This is a genomic window from Streptomyces sp. NPDC015171, assembly GCF_043079545.1.
Lineage (GTDB): Bacteria > Actinomycetota > Actinomycetes > Streptomycetales > Streptomycetaceae > Streptomyces.
Genome location: NZ_JBIBUO010000006.1, coordinates 1 through 25,709 on the forward strand (window position 1 = coordinate 1; position 25,709 = coordinate 25,709).

Annotated in this window: 24 protein-coding genes and 1 pseudogene; 18 read left to right on the plus strand and 7 right to left on the minus strand. The window is 72.2% G+C overall.

What is annotated here, in order from left to right; translation table 11 throughout:
* From ACF073_RS17920 to ACF073_RS17970, 11 genes and pseudogenes are all read left to right on the plus strand, one after another.
* A pseudogene (locus ACF073_RS17920) lies at positions 1-645 on the plus strand (CTP synthase); the annotation flags it as partial.
* Positions 646-744: 99 nt separating this feature from the next.
* On the plus strand, positions 745-1,371 hold the full coding sequence (locus ACF073_RS17925; RefSeq protein WP_392070992.1) for an NUDIX domain-containing protein: 627 nt from the start codon (positions 745-747) through the stop codon (positions 1,369-1,371).
* Between the two features lie 164 nt (positions 1,372-1,535).
* Positions 1,536-3,602 carry a tetratricopeptide repeat protein gene (locus ACF073_RS17930; RefSeq protein ID WP_392070993.1) on the plus strand — a complete coding sequence of 689 codons (2,067 nt, stop codon included), beginning with the start codon at positions 1,536-1,538 and terminating at the stop codon, positions 3,600-3,602.
* A 144-nt stretch (positions 3,603-3,746) separates the two neighbouring features.
* Positions 3,747-4,862, plus strand: a complete 1,116-nt coding sequence (gene ald / locus ACF073_RS17935; protein WP_392071734.1) for an alanine dehydrogenase — start codon at positions 3,747-3,749, stop codon at positions 4,860-4,862.
* 414 nt (positions 4,863-5,276) lie between these two features.
* Positions 5,277-6,410 carry a ParA family protein gene (locus ACF073_RS17940; RefSeq protein ID WP_392070995.1) on the plus strand — a complete coding sequence of 378 codons (1,134 nt, stop codon included), beginning with the start codon at positions 5,277-5,279 and terminating at the stop codon, positions 6,408-6,410.
* Entirely contained in the window at positions 6,395-6,949 is a 555-nt protein-coding gene (locus ACF073_RS17945) for a hypothetical protein (protein ID WP_392070996.1), read from the plus strand. The genes ACF073_RS17940 and ACF073_RS17945 overlap by 16 nt, the downstream gene beginning before the upstream one ends.
* A gap of 582 nt (positions 6,950-7,531) precedes the next feature.
* Positions 7,532-8,578, plus strand: coding sequence for a segregation and condensation protein A (locus ACF073_RS17950; RefSeq protein ID WP_392071736.1), 1,047 nt, complete (start codon positions 7,532-7,534; stop codon positions 8,576-8,578).
* Complete coding sequence (gene scpB / locus ACF073_RS17955; RefSeq protein WP_392070998.1) at positions 8,575-9,228, plus strand: SMC-Scp complex subunit ScpB; 654 nt, start codon at positions 8,575-8,577, stop codon at positions 9,226-9,228. The genes ACF073_RS17950 and scpB overlap by 4 nt, the downstream gene beginning before the upstream one ends.
* Entirely contained in the window at positions 9,228-10,349 is a 1,122-nt protein-coding gene (locus tag ACF073_RS17960; protein ID WP_392071000.1) for a pseudouridine synthase, read from the plus strand. The genes scpB and ACF073_RS17960 overlap by 1 nt, the downstream gene beginning before the upstream one ends.
* A 69-nt stretch (positions 10,350-10,418) precedes the next feature.
* On the plus strand, positions 10,419-11,438 hold the full coding sequence (locus tag ACF073_RS17965; protein ID WP_392071002.1) for an ADP-ribosylglycohydrolase family protein: 1,020 nt from the start codon (positions 10,419-10,421) through the stop codon (positions 11,436-11,438).
* A gap of 3 nt (positions 11,439-11,441) precedes the next feature.
* Complete coding sequence (locus ACF073_RS17970; protein WP_392071004.1) at positions 11,442-12,191, plus strand: DNA polymerase beta superfamily protein; 750 nt, start codon at positions 11,442-11,444, stop codon at positions 12,189-12,191.
* Here ACF073_RS17970 and ACF073_RS17975 read toward each other — a convergent pair.
* Both ACF073_RS17975 and ACF073_RS17980 read right to left on the minus strand, forming a co-directional pair.
* Positions 12,117-12,860 carry a DNA polymerase beta superfamily protein gene (locus ACF073_RS17975; RefSeq protein WP_392071006.1) on the minus strand — a complete coding sequence of 248 codons (744 nt, stop codon included), beginning with the start codon at positions 12,858-12,860 and terminating at the stop codon, positions 12,117-12,119. The two genes, ACF073_RS17970 and ACF073_RS17975, sit on opposite strands and share 75 nt — an antisense overlap.
* A 22-nt stretch (positions 12,861-12,882) precedes the next feature.
* Positions 12,883-13,338 carry a Rieske (2Fe-2S) protein gene (locus tag ACF073_RS17980; RefSeq protein ID WP_392071008.1) on the minus strand — a complete coding sequence of 152 codons (456 nt, stop codon included), beginning with the start codon at positions 13,336-13,338 and terminating at the stop codon, positions 12,883-12,885.
* 146 nt (positions 13,339-13,484) lie between these two features.
* On the opposite strand from ACF073_RS17980, the gene aroH reads away from it, so the two are divergent.
* The 5 genes from aroH (at position 13,485) to der (ending at position 17,955) form a co-directional block, all read left to right on the plus strand.
* Positions 13,485-13,847 (plus strand): chorismate mutase, encoded by a 363-nt coding sequence (gene aroH / locus ACF073_RS17985; protein WP_392071010.1) that lies wholly within the window; start codon positions 13,485-13,487, stop codon positions 13,845-13,847.
* Entirely contained in the window at positions 13,844-14,938 is a 1,095-nt protein-coding gene (locus ACF073_RS17990; RefSeq protein WP_392071013.1) for a prephenate dehydrogenase, read from the plus strand. The genes aroH and ACF073_RS17990 overlap by 4 nt, the downstream gene beginning before the upstream one ends.
* A gap of 99 nt (positions 14,939-15,037) precedes the next feature.
* Positions 15,038-15,733, plus strand: a complete 696-nt coding sequence (gene cmk, locus ACF073_RS17995; protein WP_392071015.1) for a (d)CMP kinase — start codon at positions 15,038-15,040, stop codon at positions 15,731-15,733.
* Between the two features lie 53 nt (positions 15,734-15,786).
* Entirely contained in the window at positions 15,787-16,374 is a 588-nt protein-coding gene (locus ACF073_RS18000; RefSeq protein WP_392071738.1) for a lysophospholipid acyltransferase family protein, read from the plus strand.
* Positions 16,375-16,461: 87 nt separating this feature from the next.
* The gene (gene der, locus ACF073_RS18005; protein ID WP_392071017.1) at positions 16,462-17,955 is read left to right on the plus strand and encodes a ribosome biogenesis GTPase Der; all 1,494 of its coding nucleotides are present in this window, start codon (positions 16,462-16,464) and stop codon (positions 17,953-17,955) included.
* A gap of 69 nt (positions 17,956-18,024) precedes the next feature.
* Here der and ACF073_RS18010 read toward each other — a convergent pair whose 3' ends face one another.
* Both ACF073_RS18010 and ACF073_RS18015 read right to left on the minus strand, forming a co-directional pair.
* Entirely contained in the window at positions 18,025-18,423 is a 399-nt protein-coding gene (locus tag ACF073_RS18010) for a hypothetical protein (protein ID WP_392071019.1), read from the minus strand.
* Positions 18,424-18,558: 135 nt separating this feature from the next.
* On the minus strand, positions 18,559-19,350 hold the full coding sequence (locus tag ACF073_RS18015) for a hypothetical protein (protein WP_392071021.1): 792 nt from the start codon (positions 19,348-19,350) through the stop codon (positions 18,559-18,561).
* A 544-nt stretch (positions 19,351-19,894) separates the two neighbouring features.
* Here ACF073_RS18015 and ACF073_RS18020 point away from each other — a divergent pair.
* A complete protein-coding gene (locus tag ACF073_RS18020; protein ID WP_392071023.1) occupies positions 19,895-20,590 on the plus strand; it encodes a transglycosylase family protein in 696 nt (231 codons plus the stop codon).
* A 128-nt stretch (positions 20,591-20,718) separates the two neighbouring features.
* Here ACF073_RS18020 and ctaD read toward each other — a convergent pair whose 3' ends face one another.
* Positions 20,719-22,380, minus strand: coding sequence for a cytochrome c oxidase subunit I (gene ctaD / locus ACF073_RS18025; RefSeq protein WP_392071025.1), 1,662 nt, complete (start codon positions 22,378-22,380; stop codon positions 20,719-20,721).
* A gap of 382 nt (positions 22,381-22,762) precedes the next feature.
* On the opposite strand from ctaD, the gene ACF073_RS18030 reads away from it, so the two are divergent.
* On the plus strand, positions 22,763-22,978 hold the full coding sequence (locus ACF073_RS18030) for an I78 family peptidase inhibitor (protein WP_392071027.1): 216 nt from the start codon (positions 22,763-22,765) through the stop codon (positions 22,976-22,978).
* 116 nt (positions 22,979-23,094) lie between these two features.
* On the opposite strand, the gene ACF073_RS18035 is transcribed toward ACF073_RS18030, so the two are convergent.
* Positions 23,095-24,120: a phosphatase PAP2 family protein gene (locus tag ACF073_RS18035; RefSeq protein WP_392071029.1), complete on the minus strand. Its 1,026-nt coding sequence runs from the start codon at positions 24,118-24,120 to the stop codon at positions 23,095-23,097.
* 237 nt (positions 24,121-24,357) lie between these two features.
* A complete protein-coding gene (locus ACF073_RS18040) occupies positions 24,358-25,542 on the minus strand; it encodes a glycosyltransferase family 39 protein (protein ID WP_392071031.1) in 1,185 nt (394 codons plus the stop codon).
* Positions 25,543-25,709: the final 167 nt, after the last annotated feature.

A 25,709-nucleotide genomic window follows, 5' to 3' on the forward strand; every position in this document is an offset into this window, starting at 1 on the left:
TCCGACGACTGCAAGACCCCGGCCGGCGCGGCGCAGCAGCTCGGTGACGTCGACGGCGTCTGCATCCCCGGCGGCTTCGGCGACCGCGGTGTGCTAGGCAAGGTGGGCGCGATCCGGTTCGCCCGGGAGAACAAGATCCCGCTGCTGGGCCTGTGCCTGGGTCTGCAGTGCATCGTGATCGAGGCCGCCCGGAACCTGGCCGGCATCGCGGACGCCAACTCCACCGAGTTCGACCCGGCCACCGCGCACCCGGTGATCTCCACCATGGCCGAGCAGCTCGACATCGTGGCCGGCGAGGGCGACATGGGCGGCACCATGCGGCTGGGCATGTACCCGGCCAAGCTCGCCGAGGACTCCATCGTGCGCGAGGTCTACGACGGCAAGGAGTACGTCGAGGAGCGCCACCGCCACCGCTACGAGGTCAACAACGCCTACCGCGCGGAGCTGGAGAAGAAGGCCGGCATCGTCTTCTCGGGCACCTCCCCCGACGGCAAGCTCGTCGAGTACGTGGAGTACCCGCGTGACGTCCACCCGTTCCTGGTCGCCACCCAGGCCCACCCGGAGCTGCGCTCCCGGCCGACGCGTGCCAACCCGCTCTTCGCCGGCCTCGTGAAGGCCTCGGTCGAGCGGAAGATCGCGCAGTAACACACCGGTTGTACGGTGGCCCGGGTGCGTGCCTTCACGGGCGGGCGCCCCGGCCTCGTTGCGGCCGGGTCTTCTGGAATGCGTGGGGAAGGACAGGGCATGACGATCAAGGACACCCCGGAGGAGTGGGAGATCCGGGCGACGGACACCCCCTTCGTGGGCAACAAGACCTCCGTCCGTACGGACGACGTGGTCATGCCCGACGGCTCGGTGGTCCGGCGTGACTACCAGGTCCACCCCGGCTCGGTCGCCGTCCTCGCCCTGGACGAGGAGGACCGGGTCCTGCTGATCAACCAGTACCGGCACCCGGTGCGCCAGAAGCTGTGGGAGATCCCGGCCGGGCTGCTCGACGTGCCCGGCGAGAACCCGCTGCACGCCGCCCAGCGGGAGCTGTACGAGGAGGCGCACGTCAAGGCCGAGGACTGGCGGGTGCTGAGCGACGTGTACACCACGCCCGGCGGCTGCGACGAGGCCGTACGGATCTTCCTCGCCCGGGAGCTGTCCGAGGCCGAGGGGGAGCGCTTCGCCGCGGAGCACGAGGAGACCGACCTGCAGTACGCGCGCGTGCCGGTCGATGAGCTGGTAGGCCGGATCCTGGCCGGAGACGTGCACAACAACTGCCTGGTCGTCGGGGTCCTCTCGCTGGTGGCGGCCCGGGCCGGGGACGGCATCGAGGCGCTGCGCCCGGCCGACGCGCCGTGGCCCGCGCGCCCCTTCACGTCCTGAGCGCCACCCGTCCGGCCCACTGGTGTGACCATCGCCTGATCCGATCGGGCGATGTGTCCGCCGCGCTCCTCCCGGTTCGTCGCAGAGCGTGAACTAGGCTCTTCAGCGCCCGCACCGGAAGACACCGGCGGGCTTGCGCGTGCGGTGGGACGGGAGTGTGGCCCGTGACGGATCAGGCGGTGGACCCAGACGGTGCGGAGCCGGCAGCGCACCCGGCCGCGGAGCCCCGTTTCCTCGGCCGTGCACGGGAGTTGAAGGAGCTGCGCGCCGACATCGAGCGCGCGGGTCTCGACACCCTCTCGGGGCGCAAGGCGCCTCGCGCGCGTGTGCTCCTCATCGCGGGCCGCCCCGGCTCCGGCCGCACCCGGGTCGCCGAGGAACTCGTCCGGCAGGTCGCGGGCCGTTACCCCGACGGAGTGCTGCGGGCCCGGCTCAGCGAGCCCGGCGGCACGGCGGTGCCCGTCGAGCAGACCGCCCGCGACCTGCTGGCCGCGCTGGACCTGCCCGCACCCGCCGGAGCCGCCGAGGACGACCTCACCGCGGCCCTGCGCACCGCCCTCACCGGCCGGCGGACGCTGCTCCTGCTGGACGACGCGGCCGGCGCCGAACAGGTCGACGCGCTGCTCCCGGACGCTCCCGAGTGCCTGGTCGTGGCCGTCTCCAAGGGCCCGCTCACCGGCATCGCCGACGTCCGGCCCTGCACCCTGGGCGGCCTCGACACCAAGTCCGCCGTGGAACTGCTCACCGGCTACGCGGGCGCGGTCCGCGTCACCGTGGACCCGCGCTCGGCCGAGAGCCTGGTGGAGGCCTGCCAGGGCCATCCGGCCGCGCTGGTGCTGGCCGGCGGCTGGCTCGCGGCGCGTCCCCAGGCGGCCGTCTCCGACCTGACCAAGCGGCTGCACACGGAGAGCGAGGAGGGCGCGGACGGCACCCCGCTGTCCCGGATGTTCCGGCTCGTGTACGACCAGCTGCCCGGCCCGGCCGCCCGGATACTGCGACTGCTCTGCCTCGCCCCGGCCGGTCTCGCCGACCCGCACACCGCCTCCGCCCTCGCCGGCTGTTCGGTGGACGCCGCCCACGCCGTCCTGGTCGACCTCGCCGCCGTCGGCCTGCTGCGGGTGGTGGACTCCCCGCTGCCCCAGTACGAGGTCCCCGGCTGCCTGCACCCGCTGCTGCGCGCCCTGGCCGAGAGCCAGGAGCGCCCGGCGGAGCTCCAGCTGGCCCGGGCCAGGATGCTGGAGCGGACGGTCCGGCTGCTCCAGTCCTGCCGCGCGATCACCGAGACGGACAACCCGCAGGCCCGGGAGAAGCTCAGCGGCATGCCGCGCGTACTGCGCTTCCCGACCCCGAGGGCCGCCGCCGACTGGCTGCGCATCCGGCGGCCGGCCCTGCTGGCGTCCGCGCGCCTCGCGGTGGCCGACGGCGAGCTGGACACGCTCGCCCGCAGGCTGATGTCCCAGCTGGTCAGGGCGCTGGCGGCGCATGTGGGCACCCAGGCGGCGGCACCCGATCTGTACGGCGTGCACAGCCTCGTCCTGGATGTCGCCGAGCGGCGCGGGCTGCCCCGGGAGAGGGCCGCCGCCCTGCTGAACCTGGGCGATCTGGACGCGCAGACCGGCCGCACCCGGGAGGCACTGGCCCGCTACCGGGCCGCGCTGGACGCCGGGCGCGAGGCGAACGACCCGTACGCGACCGGCCGCGCGATGGAATCCGTAGGCGGCGCCTACCAGGAGCTGGGCGACTACGACCGGGCCGCCGACTGGTTCGGCCGGGCCCTCGCCGACCGGCTGGCCCGGGGAGAGGGCCCGGAGTCCGCCCGGCTGTACGGCCGCAGCGCCACCGCCCACACCTACGCGGGCCGCTACGGGGAGGCGCTCAGGAACTGGCGGGCCGCCCTCGCCGGCTACCGCAGGGGCGGCGATGTCGCGGCGAGCGCGCGGGCGTTGAGCGAGATCGCCCGGGTGCAGGAGTACGCGGGGCGGCCCGAGGAGTCGCTGCGCACCTGCCAGGAGGCCGTGGAGTGGGCGCGGCGTGCCGAGGACGCCCGGCTCCAGGCCGCGCTTCAGCTGCGGCTCGCCGACACCCTGGACCGCCTGGGCGACCCGGCCGCCGCCCGCCTGCACCGAGCGGCGGCGGAGCGCATGCTGGGTGAGGAGCCGCCGGAGGTCGACGCAAGGCCGGAACAAGACGCTAACGCCTGCGAAATCCGTAGCGCATCCAGCGAAGATTGATGCAATGAAAGGCTAGACAGCCGGAACACCTTCATTAAACTGGCTCTGCCGCATCCCCCTGCGGCGTCTCCCGGTATGCCCCTGCATGTCTGGGTACGTCTGTAATGCACCCCCATACCCTCTGAGCCAAGGACCGTGATCGACGTGAAGGTCGGCATCCCCCGCGAGGTCAAGAACAACGAGTTCCGGGTGGCCATCACCCCCGCCGGCGTGCACGAGCTGGTGCGCAACGGCCACCAGGTCGTCATCGAGCGCGGCGCCGGTCTCGGCTCCTCGATCACGGACGAGGAGTACATCTCGGCCGGTGCCGCCCTGCTCGACACCGCCGACGAGGTGTGGGCCACCGCTGACCTGCTGCTGAAGGTCAAGGAGCCCATCGCGGAGGAGTACCACCGCCTCCGCAAGGACCAGATCCTCTTCACCTACCTGCACCTGGCCGCCTCCAGGGAGTGCACGGACGCGCTCATCGAGTCCGGCACCACGGCCATCGCCTACGAGACCGTCGAGCTGGCCAACCGCGCCCTGCCGCTGCTGGCCCCGATGTCCGAGGTCGCGGGCCGGCTGGCCCCGCAGGTCGGCGCCTACCACCTGATGCGTCCGGCCGGCGGCCGCGGTGTGCTGCCGGGCGGCGTCCCGGGCGTGACCCCGGCCAAGGCCGTGGTCATCGGCGGCGGTGTCTCCGGCTGGAACGCCACCCAGATCGCCGTCGGCATGGGCTTCGAGGTCACCCTGCTCGACCGCGACATCAACAAGCTGCGCGAGGCCGACAAGATCTTCGGTTCGAAGGTCAAGGCGATCATGTCCAACGCCTACGAGCTGGAGAAGGCCGTCCTGGAGGCCGACCTCGTCATCGGCGCGGTCCTCATCCCGGGCGCCAAGGCCCCGAAGCTCGTCACCAACGAGCTGGTGTCCCGCATGAAGCCGGGAAGTGTTCTTGTCGACATCGCGATCGACCAGGGCGGCTGCTTCGAGGACTCCCACCCGACGACGCACGCCGAGCCGACCTTCCAGGTCCACAACTCGGTCTTCTACTGCGTCGCCAACATGCCCGGCGCGGTGCCCAACACCTCCACCAACGCCCTCACCAACGCGACGATGCCGTACATCGTCTCGCTCGCCAACAACGGCTGGGTCGAGGCGCTGCGCCGCGACGCCGCGCTCGCCAAGGGCCTCAACACGCATGACGGCAAGGTGGTTTACAAGGAGGTCGCCGAGGCCCACGGCCTGGACCACGTCGAGCTGTCCGCCCTGCTCGGCTGACCCTTGTGACCAGGTGAGTCGCTAAGTCAGCGCCAGGCAAAAGGCGATTCGTCAACACGACTCGTCAATCCCGCGCACCCGGCCGGACCTTGCCCGACAAGGTCCGGCCGGATGTGTGTATGGTCACTTTGCGGCTCTCGGTCAACTCGCCTCGAACGTAACCCTTCGACCGATTCGCACACCGGTGAAACCTGCTGTGCGACGGCCGTACGCCCTTGACAGCGACATGTTTCATTGCCGACACATCCGGCCGGGTCCGGCGGATTGTGTTGCTGCGGACCGCCGACACGCCATAGAGTCGCCAACCGTCGGCATGGTGCCACGCTGACCTTGTCTAGAAGTTTCCTGGTCCCCAAGGAGGTAAGACGACTTGTGAATGAGTCGACATTTTCTCCCGGGGGTGGTCAACCAGGAATGCCTGTACGGGGCCAGGGCTCCGCGGGATTCGAGGCTGTCGGCTCCGTAGCTGTGCGCACCTTCGCAGCCCACCAGAGTTCCGGTCCGCAGACGGCCGGGACAGCACACCAGAGCATGGATGGCCATCACGTGAACGCCATGGCCGGCGACGGAAGTGGCGCGACCCACAACCACTTCGCCGACTACGACGAACTGCCCGAGGGGCACTTCTACGACCCCGACGCCGAGTACGAGCCGGATCCGGAGTACGCGGCCACGCTCGCGCCCGACGCGGCCCGTCAGCGCCGTGAGCGCGTCGGCCCGACCGGGCGCCCGCTGCCGTACTTCCCGATCCCGGGCCCGCTGACCAGTCACGGCCCCGCGACGATCATCGCGATGTGCAACCAGAAGGGCGGCGTCGGCAAGACGACGTCGACCATCAACCTGGGTGCCGCGCTCGCGGAGTACGGCCGGCGCGTGCTGCTCGTGGACTTCGACCCGCAGGGCGCGCTGTCGGTGGGTCTCGGTGTCAACCCGATGGAGCTCGACCTCACCGTCTACAACCTGCTCATGGAGCGGGGCATGTCGGCGGACGAGGTGCTGCTCAAGACGGCGGTCCCCAACATGGACCTGCTGCCCAGCAACATCGACCTGTCGGCCGCCGAGGTCCAGCTGGTCTCCGAGGTCGCCCGCGAGTCGACGCTGCAGCGCGCCCTGAAGCCGCTGCTGCCGGACTACGACTACATCGTGATCGACTGCCAGCCCTCGCTCGGCCTGCTCACCGTCAACGCGCTGACGGCCGCGCACAAGGTGATCGTGCCGCTGGAGTGCGAGTTCTTCGCCCTGCGCGGTGTGGCCCTGCTGACGGAGACGATCGAGAAGGTCCAGGAGCGGCTCAACCCCGACCTGGAACTGGACGGCATCCTCGCCACGATGTACGACTCGCGCACGGTCCACAGCCGTGAGGTGCTGGCCCGTGTGGTCGAGGCGTTCGACGACCACGTCTACCACACGGTCATCGGGCGCACGGTGCGCTTCCCGGAGACCACGGTCGCCGGTGAGCCGATCACCACGTACGCCTCCAACTCGGTCGGTGCCGCCGCCTATCGCCAGCTCGCCAGGGAGGTGCTCGCCCGGTGTCACGCCGAGTGAGTCTGCCGGGGGCCGACGAACTCTTCCGTACGACAGGGGGAATGGCGCTCCAGCCGTCCGCGCCCCGTCGCGCGGCCAACGGCGAGGCCCGGGTGCCGCCTCCTGCGGGGGAGAGCGACGAGGCGGCCGCCGCGGAGGACGCACCGCAGTCGGTGCCCGTCCGGAGCGATGACGGCGAGGGCGCGGAGCACACGGCGGCGGAGGCCGATCCGGCCGAGTCGGGCGAGTCCCGCAGCCGCCCGGCACGCCGGCAGGAGGCGCAGGAAGGTTCTTCTGCCGCCGCCCAGCCGCGCAAGCGCGGGGGGCGGGCGGCGGCCCGGCGGCCCAGCGGGCGCGAGCGGCACGACGAGAAGATCACCGTGTACGTATCGGCCGAGGAACTGATGGATCTGGAGCACGCGCGTCTCGTGCTCCGCGGCGAGCACGGGCTCGCGGTGGACCGCGGGCGGATCGTCCGCGAGGCGGTGGCCGTGGTCCTGGCCGACCTGGAGTCCCGCGGGGACGCGAGCATCCTCGTACGACGGCTGCGCGGACGGTAGCGGTAGCCTGCGGGGGCTATGACCTCGAACGACGTTCCCACCCCCGGCGCCCCCGCCGCCCGTCGGCGTGCGCTGGGCCGGGGACCGGGGGCGGCGCCGACCGCCCCGCCTCCCGACCGGGCGCCCGACCCCGGCCCCGGTCCCACGAGCGAGGGCCCGCCCGCGCCCGACCGCGCGGCCACGGCGAAGGCCGGGTCCACGACTGCCGCCGGACCTGCGGTGGAGGGCGAGCGCATGGTGGAGTCTGCGCCCGAGGCCAAGCCCGGGGTGGAGTCTGCGCCCGAGGGTGAGTCCGGGTCTGCCGCCGACGCAGGTGTTCCGGTTGCGGACGCGCGTGTGGTCGAGGCCGGGTTCGCCGACGCCGACGCCGCTGTCGCCGTCGCGCCTGTGGTGGCGGCCGAGCGCACGGTGGAGTCTGCGCCCGAGGCCGAGCCCGGGGTGGAGTCTGCGCCCGAGGCTGAGCCCGGGTCTGCTGCCGACGCAGGTGTTCCGATTGCGGACGCGCGTGTGGTCGAGGCCGGGTTCGCCGACGCCGACGCCGGGGCCGCTGTCGCCGCCGGACCTGTGGTGGCGGGCGAGCGCATGGTCGAGGCTGAGCCCGGGTCTGCCGCCGACGCAGGTGTTCCGGCTGCGGACGCGCGTGTGGTCGAGGCCAGCTTCGCCGACGCCGGGGCCGCTGTCGCCGTCGCGCCTGGGGTGGAGGGCGAGCGCACGGTCGAGTCTGCGCCCGAGGGTGAGCCCGGGTCTGGTGCCGCCGCCGGGCCCGGCGGCCCGGCCGCTGCCGGTCCCGGCCGGGCCGAAGAACCCCGTGACGGTGTCTTCAAGGTCCGGCTGGCCAACTTCGAGGGCCCCTTCGACCTGCTTCTCCAGCTGATCTCCAAGCACAAGATGGACGTCACCGAGGTCGCCCTGTCGAAGGTCACCGACGAGTTCATGGCGCACATCCGGTCCATCGGACCCGACTGGGACCTGGACCAGACGACCGAGTTCCTCGTCGTCGCGGCCACCCTGCTCGACCTGAAGGCGGCCCGGCTGCTGCCCGCCGCCGAGGTCGAGGACGAGGCCGACCTGGCGCTCCTGGAGGCCCGTGACCTGCTGTTCGCGCGGCTGCTCCAGTACCGCGCGTACAAGCAGATCGCCGACATCTTCAACCAGCGGCTCGACGACGAGGCCCGCCGCTGGCCCCGTACCGTCGGCCTCGAACCGCAGCACGCCGAACTGCTCCCCGAGGTCGTCATCAGCATCGGCCCCGAGGGCTTCGCCAAGCTCGCCGTCAAGGCGATGCAGCCCAGGCCGAAGCCCCAGGTCTACGTCGATCACATCCACGCCCCGCTGGTCAGCGTGCAGGAGCAGGCCCAGATCGTGGTGGCCCGGCTGCGGGAGCTCGGCGAGGCCGGCTTCCGGACGCTGATCGAGGACACCGACGACACCCTCACCGTCGTGGCCCGCTTCCTCGCCCTGCTGGAGCTGTACCGGGAGAGGGCCGTCGCCCTGGAGCAGGAGACCGCGCTCGGCGAGCTGACCGTGCGCTGGACCGGCGGGGACACGGACGCGGCGCCCCGGGTCACCGACGAGTTCGACCGGCCGCCGGAGCAGCCCAAGGAGCCCGAGGAGGAGAAGAAGGCATGAGCGAACAGACCGCCGGGGTCCCGGCCGGGTTGCGGTCCGTCGCCGGCCTCGACCTCAAGCCCGCCCTCGAGGCGATGCTCATGGTCGTGGACGAGCCCGCGACCGAGGAGCACCTGGCGAAACTGCTGGAACGGCCGAGACGCCAGATCGCCGACGCGCTGCGGGAACTGGCCGACGAGTACACCGTGCAGGGCCGCGGCTTCGAGCTGCGGTTCGTGGCCGGCGGCTGGCGCTTCTACACCCGCGCCGCCTACGCGCCCGCCGTCGAGAGGCTGGTCCTGGACGGCCAGACCGCCCGGCTCACCCAGGCGGCGCTGGAGACCCTCGCGGTCGTCGCCTACCGCCAGCCGGTCAGCCGCAGCCGCGTCTCCGCCGTGCGCGGAGTGAACTGCGACGGCGTGATGCGCACCCTCCTCCAGCGCGGTCTGGTCGAGGAGGCGGGCGCGGAACCCGAAACAGGTGCGATCCTGTACAGGACGACGAACTACTTCCTGGAGCGGATGGGCCTGCGCGGCCTTGACGAGCTTCCGGAACTCGCGCCCTTCCTCCCCGAGGCGGAGGCGATCGAGGCCGAGACCCAGGAGGGCGTCCCGTCGTTCGATCCGGACGCTCCGGATTCCGAGGACGCAGACGACAAGACGGAAATTTGATGCGAAGCAGCAGCGGCAGGAACAGCAGCGGAAACAACGGCGGGAGCCGTGGTGGCAACAGCGGCGGCCGCGGCGGGAGCAGCGGTGGCCGCGGTAACTACCGCGGTGCCGGGAACGCCCGTGACGACAAGCAGGGCGGCCGGCCGAAGAAGCCGCGCCCGGAGGAGCGGCGCTACGACGTAGGCCCGGGCGCCACCCAGGACGGCCCCAAGTCGGGACGCGGCGCCTCGGCGCGCGGCGGCGCCAAGGGCGGCCCCCGGCAGGGCCAGGGCACCGGCCGCGGCCGTACGGCCCCGGCCAGCTCCCGTGAGTACGACGCGCGGGCCGAGGAGCGCAACCGGGAGCGGTACGCGGGCAAGAAGGACGTCAAGCTTCCGAAGACCTTCCCGGGCGCCGAGCAGGAGGGCGAGCGGCTGCAGAAGGTCCTCGCGCGCGCCGGCTACGGCTCCCGGCGGGCCTGCGAGGAGCTGATCGAACAGGCTCGCGTCGAGGTCAACGGCGAGATCGTGCTGGAGCAGGGCAAGCGGGTCGACCCGGAGAACGACGAGGTCAAGGTCGACGGCCTGACCGTCGCGACCCAGTCGTACCAGTTCTTCTCGCTCAACAAGCCCGCCGGAGTCGTCTCCACCATGGAGGACCCGGAGGGCCGGCAGTGCCTCGGCGACTACGTCACCAACCGTGAGACGCGGCTCTTCCACGTCGGCCGGCTGGACACCGAGACCGAGGGCGTCATCCTGCTCACCAACCACGGCGAGCTGGCGCACCGCCTGACGCACCCGAAGTACGGCGTGCAGAAGACCTACCTCGCCGCCATCGTGGGCCCGATCCCGCGCGACCTCGGCAAGCGCCTGAAGGACGGCATCCAGCTGGAGGACGGCTACGCGCGCGCGGACCACTTCCGCGTGGTGGAGCAGACCGGCAAGAACTACCTGGTCGAGGTGACCCTGCACGAGGGCCGCAAGCACATCGTGCGCCGCATGCTCGCCGAGGCCGGCTTCCCGGTCGAGAAGCTGGTGCGCACCTCGTTCGGCCCGATCACCCTGGGCGACCAGAAGTCGGGCTGGCTGCGCCGCCTGTCGAACACCGAGGTCGGCATGCTGATGAAGGAGGTCGACCTCTAGCAGCCCCTCGCGGCAGCCCCTTGCGGTGGGATCACCCTCCCCTTTATTGTCAGTGTGACGATAAAGGGGATGGTGAATCGCGTGCCGAAACGAGCCGCAACCGGAGCACTGCTCGGCCTCGCCCTCGGGGACGCCCTCGGCTACCCGACGGAGTTCCAGGACGTGCCCGCGATCCTCGCCGGGTACGGGCCCTGGCGGGAGATGGAGCTGCCGCGGCAGGCCCTCGTCTCCGACGACACGCAGATGACCCTCGCCGTCGGGCGGGCCCTGCGGACGGCCATGGACCGCGGCCGGCTGGCGCCCCTGCCGCTCCAGCGGCCGCTGCGCGAGGAGTTCCTGGACTGGTACCGCTCACCGGAGAACAACCGCGCCCCGGGCCGTACCTGCCTGACCGCGTGCGACCTGCTGGGGGATGAGGGCCGGGCCTGGCAGGACGCCGGACAGATCGGCTCCAAGGGCTGCGGCGCCAACATGCGGGTCGCCCCCGTCGGACTCGCCCCCGGCCTGAGCGACGAACAGCGCTCCGGCGCCGCCCAGTTGCAGTCCGGGCTCACCCACGGCCACCCCACCGCGCTGGCCGCCTCCGACCTCACCGCGCACGCCGTCCGGCTCCTCGCCCAGGGCACCGACCCGGCCGGACTCGTCGGCCGGCTGCGCTCGTACGCCCTCGACCACCGCACCCGCTACGACCACACCTGGCTCGGCGACCTGTGGACCCGCTCCCAGGACCCCACCCCCGAGCACTTCGCCGCGCGCGGCTGGGACGAGTGCCTCGCGGTCCTCGACCGGCTCCAGGAGGCCGTGCGGACCGTCTCCCCGGAGACCGACCCGTGCCTGGCCACCGGCGCCGGCTGGATCGCCGAGGAGGCCCTCGCCACCGGCCTGCTGTGCTTCCTGCTCTTCTCCGACGAGCCCGTCACCGCGCTGCGCCGGGCCGCCTGCACCGCCGGCGACTCCGACTCCATCGCCTGCCTCACCGGCGCCTTCGCGGGCGCCTGGCTGGGCGCCGACGCCTGGCCCGCCGACTGGACGGCACGGATCGAGCACCGGGGCGATCTGTTGGCCATGGGTGCCCTCTGGGACGCTTAGCCGATGATCGACGACCTCGACATCGACCTGGCCCCGGTGGTCGCGGAACAGCCCGACCCGCTGCTGTTCGCCACCGTCTCCGGAGCGCACCTGTACGGCTTCCCCTCGCAGGACTCCGACGTGGACCTGCGGGGCGTCCATCTGCTCCCCGCCGCCGACCTCGTCGGACTGCGCGAGCCGGCGGAGACCCGCTCGCGGGCCTGGGTCCGCTACGGCGTCGAGCTGGACCTCGTCACCCACGACCTGCGCAAGTTCGTACGCCTGATGCTCCGCCGCAACGGCTATGTGCTGGAGCAGTTGCTCTCGCCGCTGGTCGTGCACACCTCCGAGGCGCACCGGGAGCTGGCCGCCCTGGCCCCCGCCGTCCTGACCCGCCACCACGCCCACCACTACCGCGGGTTCGCGGTGACCCAGTGGCGGCTCTTCGAGAAGACCGGCGAACTCAAGCCGCTGCTCTACACCTTCCGGGTGCTGCTCACCGGCATCCACCTCATGCGCAGCGGCGAGGTCCAGGCCCATCTGCCCACGCTCCTCGACCAGGTCGGCGGGCCCGGCTACCTGCCCGAGCTGATCGCCGCCAAGCGGGAACGGGAGCACGGGCCGGCCCGGGTCGACGCCGCGCGCGCGGAGGCGGACGTGGAGCGGCTGCACACCGTGCTCGACGAGGCGCAGGCCGGCTCAGCCCTGCCCGAAGCGGCCGGCGTCCACGACGCCCTGCACGACCTCGTGGTCCGGCTCCGCCTGGAGGGCTGAGGCCCGGCGCACCCGGTGCAGGAACGCGGCCACGCGCGCGTGGTCCGGCTCCGGCGGCAGCGGGCTGCCCCGCAGGGCCTCCTCGGCCTCCGCCGCCAGCCGGACCATCCACGCCTCGACCCGCTCCCACGGCACCTCGCCGCGTTTGACCTCCAGCAGCGGCTCGCGCTGCCCGCCCACCCCGATCCCCAGCTCGCCGGTGCGCAGCAGGTCCCGCGCGCTCATCAGCAGGCGCAGCAGATGCATCGCGTGCTTCCAGCGCGGGGCGCCGGTCGTGCGGACATCGGCGTCCAGCCGCTTGCGCTGGCCCAGGGCGTACCCGGTGAAGGTGTCATGGGCCTGCCGCGACAGGAAGGCGCCGCGCAGGGCGAGCAGCTCGCGGCCGGTGTCGTCCACGCGCTCGACCAGCGGTGAGTGCAGGCACTCCAGGATGTTCGGGTTGCCGCGCAGCGCCAGCTCGCAGAACCGTTCCAGCTCCCAGGAGAACCGCTCCTCGCCGGGCCCCTCCACATGCGTCGGCGGCTTCTCGAAGCGCCAGTACAGCGGGGTGGGGGCGAGGAACACCCCGCGCCGGTCGGTGTCGCTGGCGTCCGTCGCCAGGCCGAAGGCGCGGGAGCCCATGACACAGGCGTAGATCGTGTGGTCGCGTACGAGGTCCTGCGGTCGCATTCCCGGAGCGTACGCGGCTCCCTCAGGCCAGGCGGATCGAATTTCCCTCCACCGTGATCTGCTGCCGGGGCAGCGGCCGGGTCGCCGGGCCGTGGGCCACCGAGCCGTCGTTGATGTGGAATCTGCTGCCGTGGCAGGGGCAGTCGATGGTGCCGTCCGCCACCTTGCTCACCGTGCAGCCCTGGTGCGTGCAGACCGCCGAGAACGCCTTGAAGTCCCCCTTCTTCGGCTGGGTGACCACGATCTTCTGCTCCTCGAAGATCGTGCCGCCGCCCACCGGGATGTCGCCGGTGCTCGCCAGCGCCTTCCCGGCGGGCGGCGCCGAGGAGTCCCCGGCCTCCGCCGAGGGCGACTCCGCGGAGGACGCCGGCGCCGCGGCACCGCCGCCGTTCTTGCCGCCGCCGCACCCCGCGCAGCCCAGGGCGATCGCCCCGGCGCTCGTGGCGAGGACGGTGCGTCGCGTCGCGGACCGAGTCATGTCAGACCTCCGTGCAGAAGTGGTAAATCGGTTGATACCGGAACCTGTGCATCGTCTCAGCGGGCGAGCGGCGCGCGCCCCTCCCGCGCGGGCTGACTACGCTGGACGGACCAGAAGAGACACGCATGTCAGCGAGGAGCAGCGCCGTGGCGGTACGAGCGGTCCGGGGGGCCGTCCAACTGGAGCGGGACGAGGCCGGTCATATGGAGGAGCAGGTCTCGGCCCTGCTCACCGCGGTCCTCGACCGGAACGGGCTGACCTCCGACGACCTGATCAGCATCTGGTTCACGGCCACGCCCGACCTGCACAGCGACTTCCCGGCCGCCGCGGCCCGCAAGCTCGGCATCGTGGACGTCCCCCTCATCTGCGCCCAGGAACTGGACATCGAGGGCGCCCTGCCCCGGGTCGTGCGGATCCTCGCGCACATCGCGTCGGACAAGCCCCGCGCCGACATCGCCCACGTCTACCTCGGCGCCGCCGCGGCCCTGCGCAAGGACATCGCCCAGTGAGAACCGCCCTCGTCATCGGAACCGGCCTGATCGGCACCTCCGCCGCCCTCGCCCTGGCAGGGCGGGGCGTCACCGTCCACCTCGCCGACCACGACCCCGAGCAGGCCCGCACGGCCGCCGCGCTGGGCGCCGGCAGCGCCGAGGCCCCCGACGGCCCGGTCGACCTGGCGATCGTGGCCGCCCCGCCCGCCCATGTGGCCCGGGTGCTCGCCGACGCGATGGAGCGCGGCGCGGCCCGCGGCTACCTGGACGTCGCGAGCGTCAAGGGCGGCCCCCGCCGCGAGCTGGAGGCGCTCGGCCTCGACCCGTCCCTGATGTCGGGTTACATCGGCACGCACCCCATGTCCGGCCGGGAGAAGTCCGGCCCGCTGGCCGCCACCGCCGATCTCTTCGAGGGCCGCCCCTGGGTGCTCACCCCGACCCGGGACACCGACACCGAGGTGCTGAACCTCGCCCTTGAGCTGGTCTCGCTGTGCCGGGCGGTGCCGGTCGTCATGGACGCCGACGCCCACGACCGCGCCGTCGCCCTCGTCTCCCACATGCCCCACCTGGTGTCCAGCATGGTCGCCGCGCGCCTGGAGCACGCCGAGGAGGCCGCCGTACGGCTGTGCGGGCAGGGCATCCGGGACGTGACCCGGATCGCCGCCTCCGACCCGGGCATGTGGATCGACATCCTGTCCGCGAACCCGGGCCCGGTCGCCGATCTGCTCTCCGACGTCGCCTCCGACCTGGACGAGACGGTTCAGGCGCTGCGCGCCCTGCAGTCCTCCGACGAGGCCAAGCGGAGCGAGGGCAGCACCGGCATCGAGGACATGCTGCGCCGCGGGAACGCCGGCCAGGTGCGGGTGCCGGGCAAGCACGGCAGCGCCCCGCGCGCCTACGAGACCGTCGTCGTCCTCATCGACGACCAGCCCGGCCAGCTGGCCCGCATCTTCGCCGACGCGGGCCGGGCCGGGGTCAACATCGAGGACGTCCGGATCGAGCACGCCACCGGTCAGCAGGCAGGTCTGGTGCAGCTCATGGTCGAGCCGAAGGCGGCGGCGGCCCTGCGGGAGGCACTGCGCGAGCGGGGCTGGGCGCTGCGCCAGTAACGCCCGGTGAGGGCGGCTCCCGCGAGCCAGTAACCTTGTCCGGGGCGCCCTCGCGTCCCGGACCCCCGCTCACCGCGCTTCACCAGGAAGGTCTCCCCCGTGGAAAACGGCGCCGCCCCGATCGCCAAGCCCGTGATCGTCGCGATCGACGGTCCCTCAGGCACGGGCAAGTCGAGCACGTCGAAGGCCGTGGCCGCGCAGCTCGGCCTGAGCTACCTGGACACCGGTGCCCAGTACCGGGCCATCACCTGGTGGATGGTGACCAACGGCATCGACCTGGAGGACCCGACCGCCGTCGCCGCCGTCGCGGGCAAGCCGGAGATCGTCTCGGGCACCGACCCGGACGCCCCGACCATCACGGTCGACGGTGTGGACGTGGCCGGTCCGATCCGCACCCAGGAGGTCACCTCCAAGGTCAGCGCGGTCAGCGCGGTGCCCGAGGTGCGCACCCGGATCACCGAGCTGCAGCGCTCGCTGGCCGCCGCGGCGGCGCACGGCATCGTGGTCGAGGGCCGGGACATCGGTACGACCGTCCTCCCGGACGCCGACCTGAAGATCTTCCTCACCGCCTCCGCCGAGGCGCGTGCGGCCCGCCGCAGCGGCGAGCTGAAGGGCGCCGACGTCCAGGCCACCCGCGAGGCACTGATCAAGCGGGACGCGGCCGACTCCAGCCGCAAGACCTCGCCGCTCGCCAAGGCCGGCGACGCGGTCGAGGTGGACACCACCGCGCTCACCCTCGCCCAGGTCATCGAGTGCGTCGTCACCCTGGTCGAGGAGAAGCGGGCCGGGAAGTGAGCCTTCCGTCCCAGCGGGGTGCCGAGGTCGGGCGGCGCATCGGCGTCGGCCTGATGAACGGGCTGTGGCGGCCCCGCGTGCTCGGCGCCTGGAAGCTGCCCGCGAGCGGCCCGGCGATCCTGGCCGTGAACCACTCGCACAACATCGACGGCCCGATGGTCATGGGCGTCTCCCCGCGGCCGACGCACTTCCTGATCAAGAAGGAGGCGTTCATCGGCCCGCTGGGCTCGTTCCTGACCGGCATCGGCCAGCTGCAGGTGGACCGTACGTCCGCCGACCGCGGCGCGATCACCGAAGCCCTCGGGATCCTGGCCGGCGGGGGAGTGCTCGGCATCTTCCCGGAGGGCACCCGGGGCGAGGGCGACTTCGCCTCACTGCGCGCCGGGCTCGCCTACTTCGCGGTCCGCAGCGGGGCGCCGATCGTGCCCGTGGCGGTCCTGGGAAGCTCCGAGCGGCCCGGACGGCTGATAAAGGCGCTGCCCCCGCTGCGCTCCCGCGTCGACGTCGTCTTCGGCGACCCCTTCGACGCGGGCGACGGCAGCGGGCGGCGCACCCGCGCGGCGCTGGACGCGGCGACCGAGCGCATCCAGAAGCAGCTCACCGGCCACCTGGAAAACGCCAGGCGCCTGACCGGGCGCTAGGCGACACTTGACTTGAGTAGTGGATCAGCCGGGAGAAACCGGACCGTTCCACCGACCACCACGAATGAACGACGAGGTACGGACTTCATGAACGACCACATCCAGCCCGACGGCTCGGACGCGTCCGAGGGTGCGCACGAGTACGACCACGGGGCGCTCGGCGACGCCGAGTACGCGGAGTTCATGGAGCTCGCCGCGGTAGAGGGCTTCGACGTCGAGGACGTCGAGGGTGCCATCGAGGCGGCGGGCCACGGCCCGCTGCCCGTGCTCGCCGTCGTCGGCCGCCCGAACGTCGGCAAGTCGACCCTGGTCAACCGCATGATCGGCCGCCGTGAGGCGGTCGTGGAGGACCGGCCGGGCGTCACCCGCGACCGCGTCACCTACGAGGCCGAGTGGGCGGGCCGCCGCTTCAAGGTCGTCGACACCGGCGGCTGGGAGCAGGACGTCCTCGGCATCGACGCCTCCGTGGCCGCGCAGGCCGAGTACGCGATCGAGGCGGCCGACGCGGTCGTCTTCGTGGTGGACGCCAAGGTCGGCGCGACCGACACCGACGAGGCGGTCGTGCGGCTGCTGCGCAAGGCCGGCAAGCCGGTCGTGCTGTGCGCCAACAAGGTCGACGGCCCGAGCGGCGAGGCCGACGCGTCCTACCTGTGGAACCTGGGCCTCGGCGAGCCCCACCCGGTCTCGGCGCTGCACGGCCGCGGCACCGGCGACATGCTGGACGCCGTCCTGGACGTCCTGCCGGACGCGCCGGAGCAGTCCTTCGGCACGGGCGTCGGCGGCCCCCGCCGCGTCGCCCTGATCGGCCGCCCGAACGTCGGCAAGTCCTCGCTGCTCAACAAGGTCGCGGGCGAGGAGCGCGTCGTCGTCAACGAACTGGCGGGCACCACCCGCGACCCGGTCGACGAGCTGATCGAGCTCGGCGGCAAGATCTGGAAGTTCGTGGACACCGCCGGCATCCGCAAGCGCGTCCACCTCCAGCAGGGCGCCGACTACTACGCCTCGCTGCGCACGGCCGCCGCCGTGGAGAAGGCCGAGGTCGCGGTCATCCTGATCGACGCCTCCGAGAACATCTCGGTGCAGGACCAGCGGATCGTCACGATGGCCGTCGACGCGGGCCGCGCGATCGTCCTCGCCTTCAACAAGTGGGACACCCTCGACGAGGAGCGCCGCTACTACCTGGAGCGCGAGATCGAGACCGAGCTGGGCCAGGTCGCCTGGGCCCCGCGGGTGAACGTCTCGGCGCAGACCGGCCGGCACATGGAGAAGCTGGTCCCGGCGATCGAGACCGCGCTGGCGGGCTGGGAGACGCGCGTCCCCACCGGCCGGCTGAACGCCTTCCTCGGCGAGCTGGTCTCGGCCCACCCGCACCCGGTCCGGGGCGGCAAGCAGCCGCGCATCCTGTTCGGCACCCAGGCCGGCACCAAGCCCCCGCGGTTCGTGCTCTTCGCCTCCGGCTTCATCGAGGCGGGCTACCGGCGCTTCATCGAGCGCCGGCTGCGCGAGGAGTTCGGCTTCGAGGGCACCCCGATCCACATCTCGGTCCGGGTCCGCGAGAAGCGCGGCGCCAAGAAGAAGTAGCGGCGGTACGAAGCGAAGGGCGGCCCCTGGTGCTCCAGGGGCCGCCCTTCGCCGTTGCCGTGTGCCCCGTCACACGGCACGGCGCGGTCCGGGCGGCAGCGCGGCCGGGAGGTACTGCACCCCGTCGTGCTGCCGTCCGAGCGTGCCGATCCGCTGCCACTGCGACTGCGACTGCTGCCGGGCGCTGTAGGCCCCCGCGCTGTAGGCGCTGTAGGAACTGCTGAACGACCCCGCCCGATGGCCCCCGTACGAACCGAGGCCGTCCGGGAAGTCCCCGAAGGGGCTGAACCTCAGTCCCTCCTCGCCGCTGCGGTCGCCCGGCAGCGTGCGGAACGACTTGACCCACTCCGCGTAGAGAGAGTCGTAGATCGGCGTGGCCGACGGGCCGCCGGTGGGATCGTGCGGCGCCCTCGCGGAGGGCACGGAGGAGAAGGACGACCGGCGGGGAGGGGTGTCGTATGCGTGCACGTATGTCCAAACGACCGGGGTCGCAAAGGGATGCGGTCACCGGGGCGGGGGCGCGAGGCATTGCCGTCGGCGCGGGGGGCCACCTGAGCGCTCCCGCGCCGCCGTTCCGCGCGCCCCCCGTCCGGCGGCCGGCTGTCAGGTGCCCGCGAGCGGCAGCGCCGCCGCCACCAGCCTGCCGTTCGCCGCGGCCTTGTCGAGCGCGTCCCGCAGCAGGTCCTCGCGGGGCTGCCGGCCGATGGAGCCCACCGGTGCCGCGAACATCAGCACCTGCTGGTGCTTGTTCGCCGCCGCCCGCCAGCCGTCGGTGACCTGCAGCGGCTGATGCGCCTGCCACCAGGCCACCGGCTGTCCGCCGCTGCTGCCCGGCTGGAGCACGGCGTGCAGCTGCCCCATGGCCAGCAGGACGGACCAGCCGTGCAGCACCGGGGGGACGGAGGCCAGCTCGGCCACCGGCGTGAAGCCCTGCTCGGCGAGGAGCGGGAGGAAGTCGTCGCCGGCCCCCGTGGTGCCCGGTCGGACGATCGGGGAGGTCGGCTCGACGACGAGCGCCGGGTGCAGCTCGCCGTCGATCAGGACGAGCCCGCTGGTCACGCCGAGCACCGCCTGCTCGGGCACGGTCTGCTGCGGGCCGCCGCCGGTCATGTCGGAGCCGGTGCCGCCGATGGAGCGGACGGCGCCCTGCAACTGCTCCTCCGTGACCTGGACGACCTGCGAGGGCAGGCAGCTGGCGTGGGCGAAGGCCAGGACGGCGGTCTCGTCGCCGACGAACAGAACGGTGCTGGTGCGCTCCTGCTCGGAGTCGCCCGGGGTGCGACAGGACGTGCAGTCGTAACTGCCGGGGGCGTTCTCTCCGGCGAGCAGCCGGTCGGCTTCTTCGTCGCCGATCTCGGCGCGTACTGCGTCGCTGACGTCGAGCATGCGCGGCACGGGTGGCTCCCTCGGGATGCGGTGCTGGGGTCGGCCGGGTGGCTCCCGGCCGATGAGCCCCGGGGTTCCGGGCTCATGAAGAAGACAACGGACGTCCTGTGGTGGGGGTCACGCCCCGAGTCCGACCGGTTCGAACCTTCCGCCGCACTGGGTCACCTCGGGTGCGGAATCGGCCACTCACCGTCAACTTCGCGCGCAGTCAAGGAACTTGAAAGGGTGAAGTGGGTCACAGGCCGCCCGGGGCGTTGGTCGACAAATCGGGAAATCAAAGGATGTAGTGGGTGGCCGAAAATTGACGATACCTGCGGTAACAGGCAACTGGCCTGGAAGGACGGCCAGTTGGTTGATTCCGGCTGCGCGTCCTCCCTACATTCCTCCGCCGTGTGCAACGAGCACCGCTCGGGTACGTCCGCCGGCCGGCGTCAGGCAGAGCACGATCGCCGACACCGGCCACGGCGGACGGGGCGGGCGCGCGACACCGCGGTCCTACGCGGTACGGCGCGCTCCGCCTTGGGGGAGCCCGGGTTCGTGGAGAGGGAACTACATGTCCGAGTGTGCCGATACCACCCGCAACACCGCCCGTCCCGACGGCGCCCGCAAGGGCCGTACGACGGCGGCGCTCGCCGGAGCCGCTCTGCTGGCCCCGCTGGGGCTGCTGGCCGCGACCGGCAACGCCGCAGCGGCGGACAACGGGGTGTGGGACCGCATCGCCCAGTGCGAGAGCGGCGGCAACTGGCACATCAACACCGGCAACGGCTACTACGGCGGACTCCAGTTCTCCGCCTCGACCTGGCGCGCGTACGGCGGCACCGCCTACGCCTCGACGGCCGACCAGGCCTCCAGGAGCGCGCAGATCGCCGTCGCCGCCAAGGTCCAGGGCGCCCAGGGCTGGGGCGCCTGGCCGGTCTGCTCGGCCCGGGCCGGAGCCTTTGGCGCCGCACCGGCGGCCGACCGCACCGGCTCCTCCGGAACGGCGGACGCGCAGGGCGGCGAGACGACGAAGTCCGCGCCGGCCGCCTCCGCCCCGGCCGCCTCCGCCCCGGCGAAGACGCCGAAGCGCCCGGCGGCCGGCACCGGCCGCAGTGCCTCCCGCGGTGACTACACCGTCCGCGAGGGCGACACCCTGGGCGCCATCGCCGACCGGCACGGGACCGACTGGCGCCGGATCTACGCCGCCAACAAGGACGTCATCGGCGAGAACCCCGATCTGATCGTGCCCGGCCAGCGCCTCGCGCTCTGAGCGCCAGGGCCCGACGCGAGCGGAGGCCGCCGTCCCGGTACGGACGGCGGCCGTCCGCGTCTCCGGACGCTCCGGGACGCCGCCGGGCATCCCCGGACGTCCCAGGGCCTGTCCTGGCGCCCCGGCCGCTACGGCCGGGGCGCGGGAGCCTGGTCCCGGAACTCCGGGTGGTGCAGGTCGAACGCCGGGGACTCCGAGCGGATCCGCGGCAAGGTGTGGAAGTTGTGCCGGGGCGGCGGGCAGGAGGTCGCCCACTCCAGGGAACGGCCGTAGCCCCAGGGGTCGTCGGTCTCGACCTTCGCGCCGTACCGGGCGGTGCGCCAGACGTTGTGGAGGAACGGCAGCGTCGACAGGCCCAGCAGGAAGGAGCCGATCGTCGAGACGGTGTTGAGCGTCGTGAAGCCGTCGGCCGCCAGATAGTCGGCGTACCGGCGGGGCATGCCCTCGGCGCCCAGCCAGTGCTGCACCAGGAAGGTCGCGTGGAAGCCCACGAACAGCGTCCAGAAGTGGATCTTCCCGAGCCGCTCGTCCAGCATCTTGCCGGTGAACTTCGGCCACCAGAAGTGGAAGCCGCCGAAGACCGCGAAGACGACCGTGCCGAAGACCACGTAGTGGAAGTGGGCGACGACGAAGTACGAGTCCGTCACATGGAAGTCCATCGGCGGTGACGCCAGGATCACCCCGGTCAGACCGCCCAGCAGGAACGTCACCAGGAAGCCCAGCGCCCACAGCATCGGCGTCTCGAAGGACAGCGAGCCCTTGATCATCGTGCCGGTCCAGTTGAAGAACTTCACGCCCGTCGGCACCGCGATCAGGAACGACATGAAGGAGAAGAACGGCAGCAGCACCGCGCCGGTGGCGAACATGTGGTGCGCCCACACCACCATCGACAGGCCGGTGATCGTCATCGTCGCGCCGACGAGCGTCAGATAGCCGAAGACCGGCTTGCGGCTGAACACCGGGATGATCTCCGTGATGATCCCGAAGAACGGCAGCGCGATGATGTAGACCTCGGGATGCCCGAAGAACCAGAACAGGTGCTGCCACAGCAGCGCCCCGCCGCTCGCCGCCTCGAACACCCGCGAGCCGAACCGCCGGTCCGCCTCCAGCACCAGCAGCGCCGCCGCCAGCACCGGGAACGCCATCAGGACCAGGATCGAGGTGAACAGCGTGTTCCAGGTGAAGATCGGCATCCGGAACATCGTCATGCCCGGGGCGCGCATCCCGATGATGGTGGTGACGAAGTTGACCGCGCCGAGGATCGTCCCGAAGCCGGCCAGCGCGAGACCCATGATCCACAGGTCCGGGCCGATGCCGGGGGAGTACCTGGCGTCGTTGAGCGGCGCGTAGGCGAACCAGCCGAACGCGGCCGGCCCGGTGGGCGCCAGCAGCGAGCCCAGCACGATCAGCCCGCCGAACGCGAAGAGCCAGTACGAGAGCATGTTCAGCCGGGGGAAGGCCACGTCGGGGGAGCCGATCTGCAGCGGCATCAGCTCATTGGCGAAGCCCGCGAAGCTCGGGGTGGCGAACAGCAGCAGCATGATCGTGCCGTGCAGGGTGAACAGCTGGTTGTACTGGTTGTTGTCCATGAGCTGGAGCCCCGGCCGGGCCAGTTCCGCGCGCATCAGCAGCGCCATGACCCCGCCGGCCAGGAAGAACCCGAACGCCGTGATCAGGTACAGATGACCGATCTTCTTGTGGTCCGTGGTGGTGAGCCAGTCCACCGCCACCCGGCCGCTCCGGCCCCGCCGCATCGGCGGTGCCGCCGCCCGTACGGTCTCGGTCCCCATCGCTCGCTCGCCCCTTCGCCTCGTCGGGGGCGTCCGGCGGTAGTGTGCTGAATCCGTGAATTTCCTATGCGGTGTCAGCTGCCCCGGCGCCGCACCGGATTGCACGGGGAATCGCGCCCCGGGCCCGCCCCGAGCCCCACTGCGGCACTTTCCGCCGGGGAATTCGAAGCCGCTCAGCGACACGCATGAATTCTGTTCGATTACCCCGGAAAGCCGTACGGAAACCCCCGTACGTGTGACGCCCGACGCGGCTGAGGCTAATGTCACGGCGGCCGAAACGGGACCACGGAAGCTGTGACAGAAGCGTGACCCGGGCCGGATACGGCTCTTACCCGGCTGTGCCCGGCTTCCGTCACCGCCCCTCGCGGCCTAGCGTGGCCGCATGGTACCGATTCCCACTCCGCCAGCGGAGCCCCAGGACAGCCCGGACGGATACGTCGGTCTCGACGAGGCGGCCGCCGAACGGCTCGCCCGGCAGCGCGGCTGGCCGACGGTGCGCTCGCTGCCGCCGGGCGCGATCATCACCATGGAGTACCGGGCGGGACGGCTGAACTTCGAGGTGCGGGACGGCCGGGTGGCCCGCGCCTGGAAGGGCTGACCGCCCGCCACGGACCGTACCCGCCGACGGCGAAGGCCCCGCTCCCGTGAGGGGAGCGGGGCCTTCGCCGCGCGCGGGGGGTGGTGTGCGTACCGGCCCCGGCGCCTGTCCCGTCGTCAGCCGCCTGTCAGGGGGCGGGCCGACGGGGACGTTCCACGGGGCAGCCGGTCGGCGTGCGGCGGGCGGCGGCTGCCCGCCGGGGTGACCGGGGTGCGTTCGGAACGGGCCGTGTGCGGTCCGGGCGCGAGATGTGCCAGGCCGCGGGAGGCGCGGGTCGAGGAGACCGGCTCGCGGGCCGGCGTCGGCTGCTCGGCCGGCAGGCCGCGCGGCTTGAGCACCACGGGCGCGACCGGGACGGCCGGTTCGGGCACGGGCCTGCTGAGGCGCGAGCGCCAGCGGTCGCGCAGATCGAAGAGCGCGGTCTCGGTCCTGGCGATCAGCGGCTCGAACCAGGGCAGGGCGAGCAGGATCAGCAGACCGGCGGCCCAGCCGAGCAGCACGTCGCTCAGCCAGTGCGTACCGAGGTAGACGGTGGTGAGGCCGACGCCGAGGGAGGTGACGGCGGAGAGCGCCGACAGCCAGCGGCGCGCTCTCGGGGTGGAGGCCAGATAAGCCAGGATTCCCCAGGTCACGACCGCGTTGGCGGTGTGGCCGCTGGGAAATATATCGCCGCCGAGACCCATCTCGTTCGAGCCGATCACGGTCGCGTAGTGCGGACCGAGCCGCCCCATGCCGAGCTTGGCGGCGCCGACCGTGATGTTCAGCAGCAGCAGCGAGGTGGCCAGGGTGAGCAGCGGGCGCAGCGTGTGCTGCCGCCAGGAGCGCCAGCCGAGCCAGGCCGCGACCATCACGGCGGTGGGGCCGCGCTGGCCGAGCACCACGTAGTAGTCGAGGAAGGCGTGGATCTGCGGCCACTGCTGGTACGGCCGGAAGAACATGACCTGCCAGTCGAGCCGGACGAGCCAGGAGCTGATCACCACGGCCCACACGATCGCCAGGTAAAAGGCGAGGGTCGCCGTGAACAGCACGACCCGGTGCCGGCTCATCCGCGGCACATCGATGTGGGCCGGTCGTTCCGGCTCACGGTCCAGTCTGGCGAACACCCGGTCCAGACGCCGGGTGAGGTTTCGTTCGGTACGCACCCAATCGACGTTACAGCGAGTGAGCTGTGTTCCCGGTCGAAACAGCGTCTTTGTGATGACGATGTGATGTGGGAAACGTCTCAAGGACGGCCAGAATTCCTGGGATTCCACAATCCGATGAGGCCGATCGGGTCAATTCCTTTGATCATGCCGGGTGTTGTTTATATGGCGCTTATGAATGCGTTAACCCGGTCCTGGCACGGAATTCTCCGGGGCGTCATCGGCCGGTCCAGTGGATCATGGTGGACCGGAGCCGTTCAGCCAGAACGCCCCGTAGACCGCCGCCGCGACCGCCAACCCGGCCGTGACCAGCGCCGATCGGGACGGGCGCAGCCGGGCCAGGGCGCAGGCGAGCGGCAGCAGCACCGGGAAGGCGGGCATCAGCAGCCGCGGCTTGGAGCCGAAGTAGCTCGACGCGCACAGCGCGAGGGCGAGCACGACGCCCGTGTACACCAGCAGTTCGACGGGCTGTCTCCGGCGGATCCCGGTGACGTACAGCCAGATCAGCAGGGCGACGCCGACGATCAGGCCGAGGCCGGCCAGGGCGGACGGAAATGACGTGAACTTGTCGCCCACAAAGCGGGCGAAGGCGTAGCCGCCGTCGAATCCATTGCGCCATCCGGCCTGCACGTCCAGGTAGCCGAGCGGGCCCCGGCCGGTGCGGTGGCCGACCCAGAGGACGTACCCGGCGGCACCGAGCGGGGCGAGCAGCATGCCCAGCGCGCGCCGCCAGGCGGGGGCGTGCGGGGCATGCGGTGCGCCCGGCGTGTGCCGCGCGCCACGCTCTCGCACGAACGAGATCACCCCCGCCGCCCACACCGCCGCGACCACCGCCGCACCCACCGGCCGGGTCAGCCCGGCCAGCGCCGCCAGCGCGCCGGCGGTCAGCCACCGCCCGGTCAGCACCGCGTACAGCGCCCAGGCCGCGAGCGCGGTGAACAGCGACTCGCTGTACGCCATCGACTGCACGATCCCGACCGGCAGCACCGCCCACAGCAGTACGGCGAAGAGCCCCGCCCGGGGCCCGTACACCCGGTCGGCGACCGCGAAGATCCCGGCCGCCGCGGCCAGCGAGGCGAGCAGGCTCACCACCAGACCCGCGTCCGCGTACGACAGCGGGGCGACCGCGTGCAGCAGCCGCTCAAGCCACGGCAGCAGCGGGAAGAACGCGAGGTTGGAGTGGACGTCCCCGTTCGGCAGCCGCACCTCGTATCCGTAACCCAGCTCGGCGACCCGCGTGTACCAGAGCGAGTCCCAGCGGGCGGTGAGCAGGGTGTACGCGCTCTTGCCGCGCGCGGCACTCCACATCGCCAGCGCGATCAGCCCCAGGGCGCGGACCGCCGCGTAGCCCAGCAGGGCCGGCACCGCCCGGCGCGGGAGAGAGGCGTGGGGCGGGGCCACGCGCGTGTCGAGATCGGTCACGGGCTCGATTATCGGTCGTGCGCCGGACCGCACCGGTCCCCGGGTCGCGGTCAAGGGGAGGCGACGTGGCGTACGCCACACGGGTTCCGTGATGCGTGTGAGAGGTCCGCCACGTGACCGCGCGGTGAACTCGCGTACGCTGACGAGTCACCTGCGAGGGTTCGCGC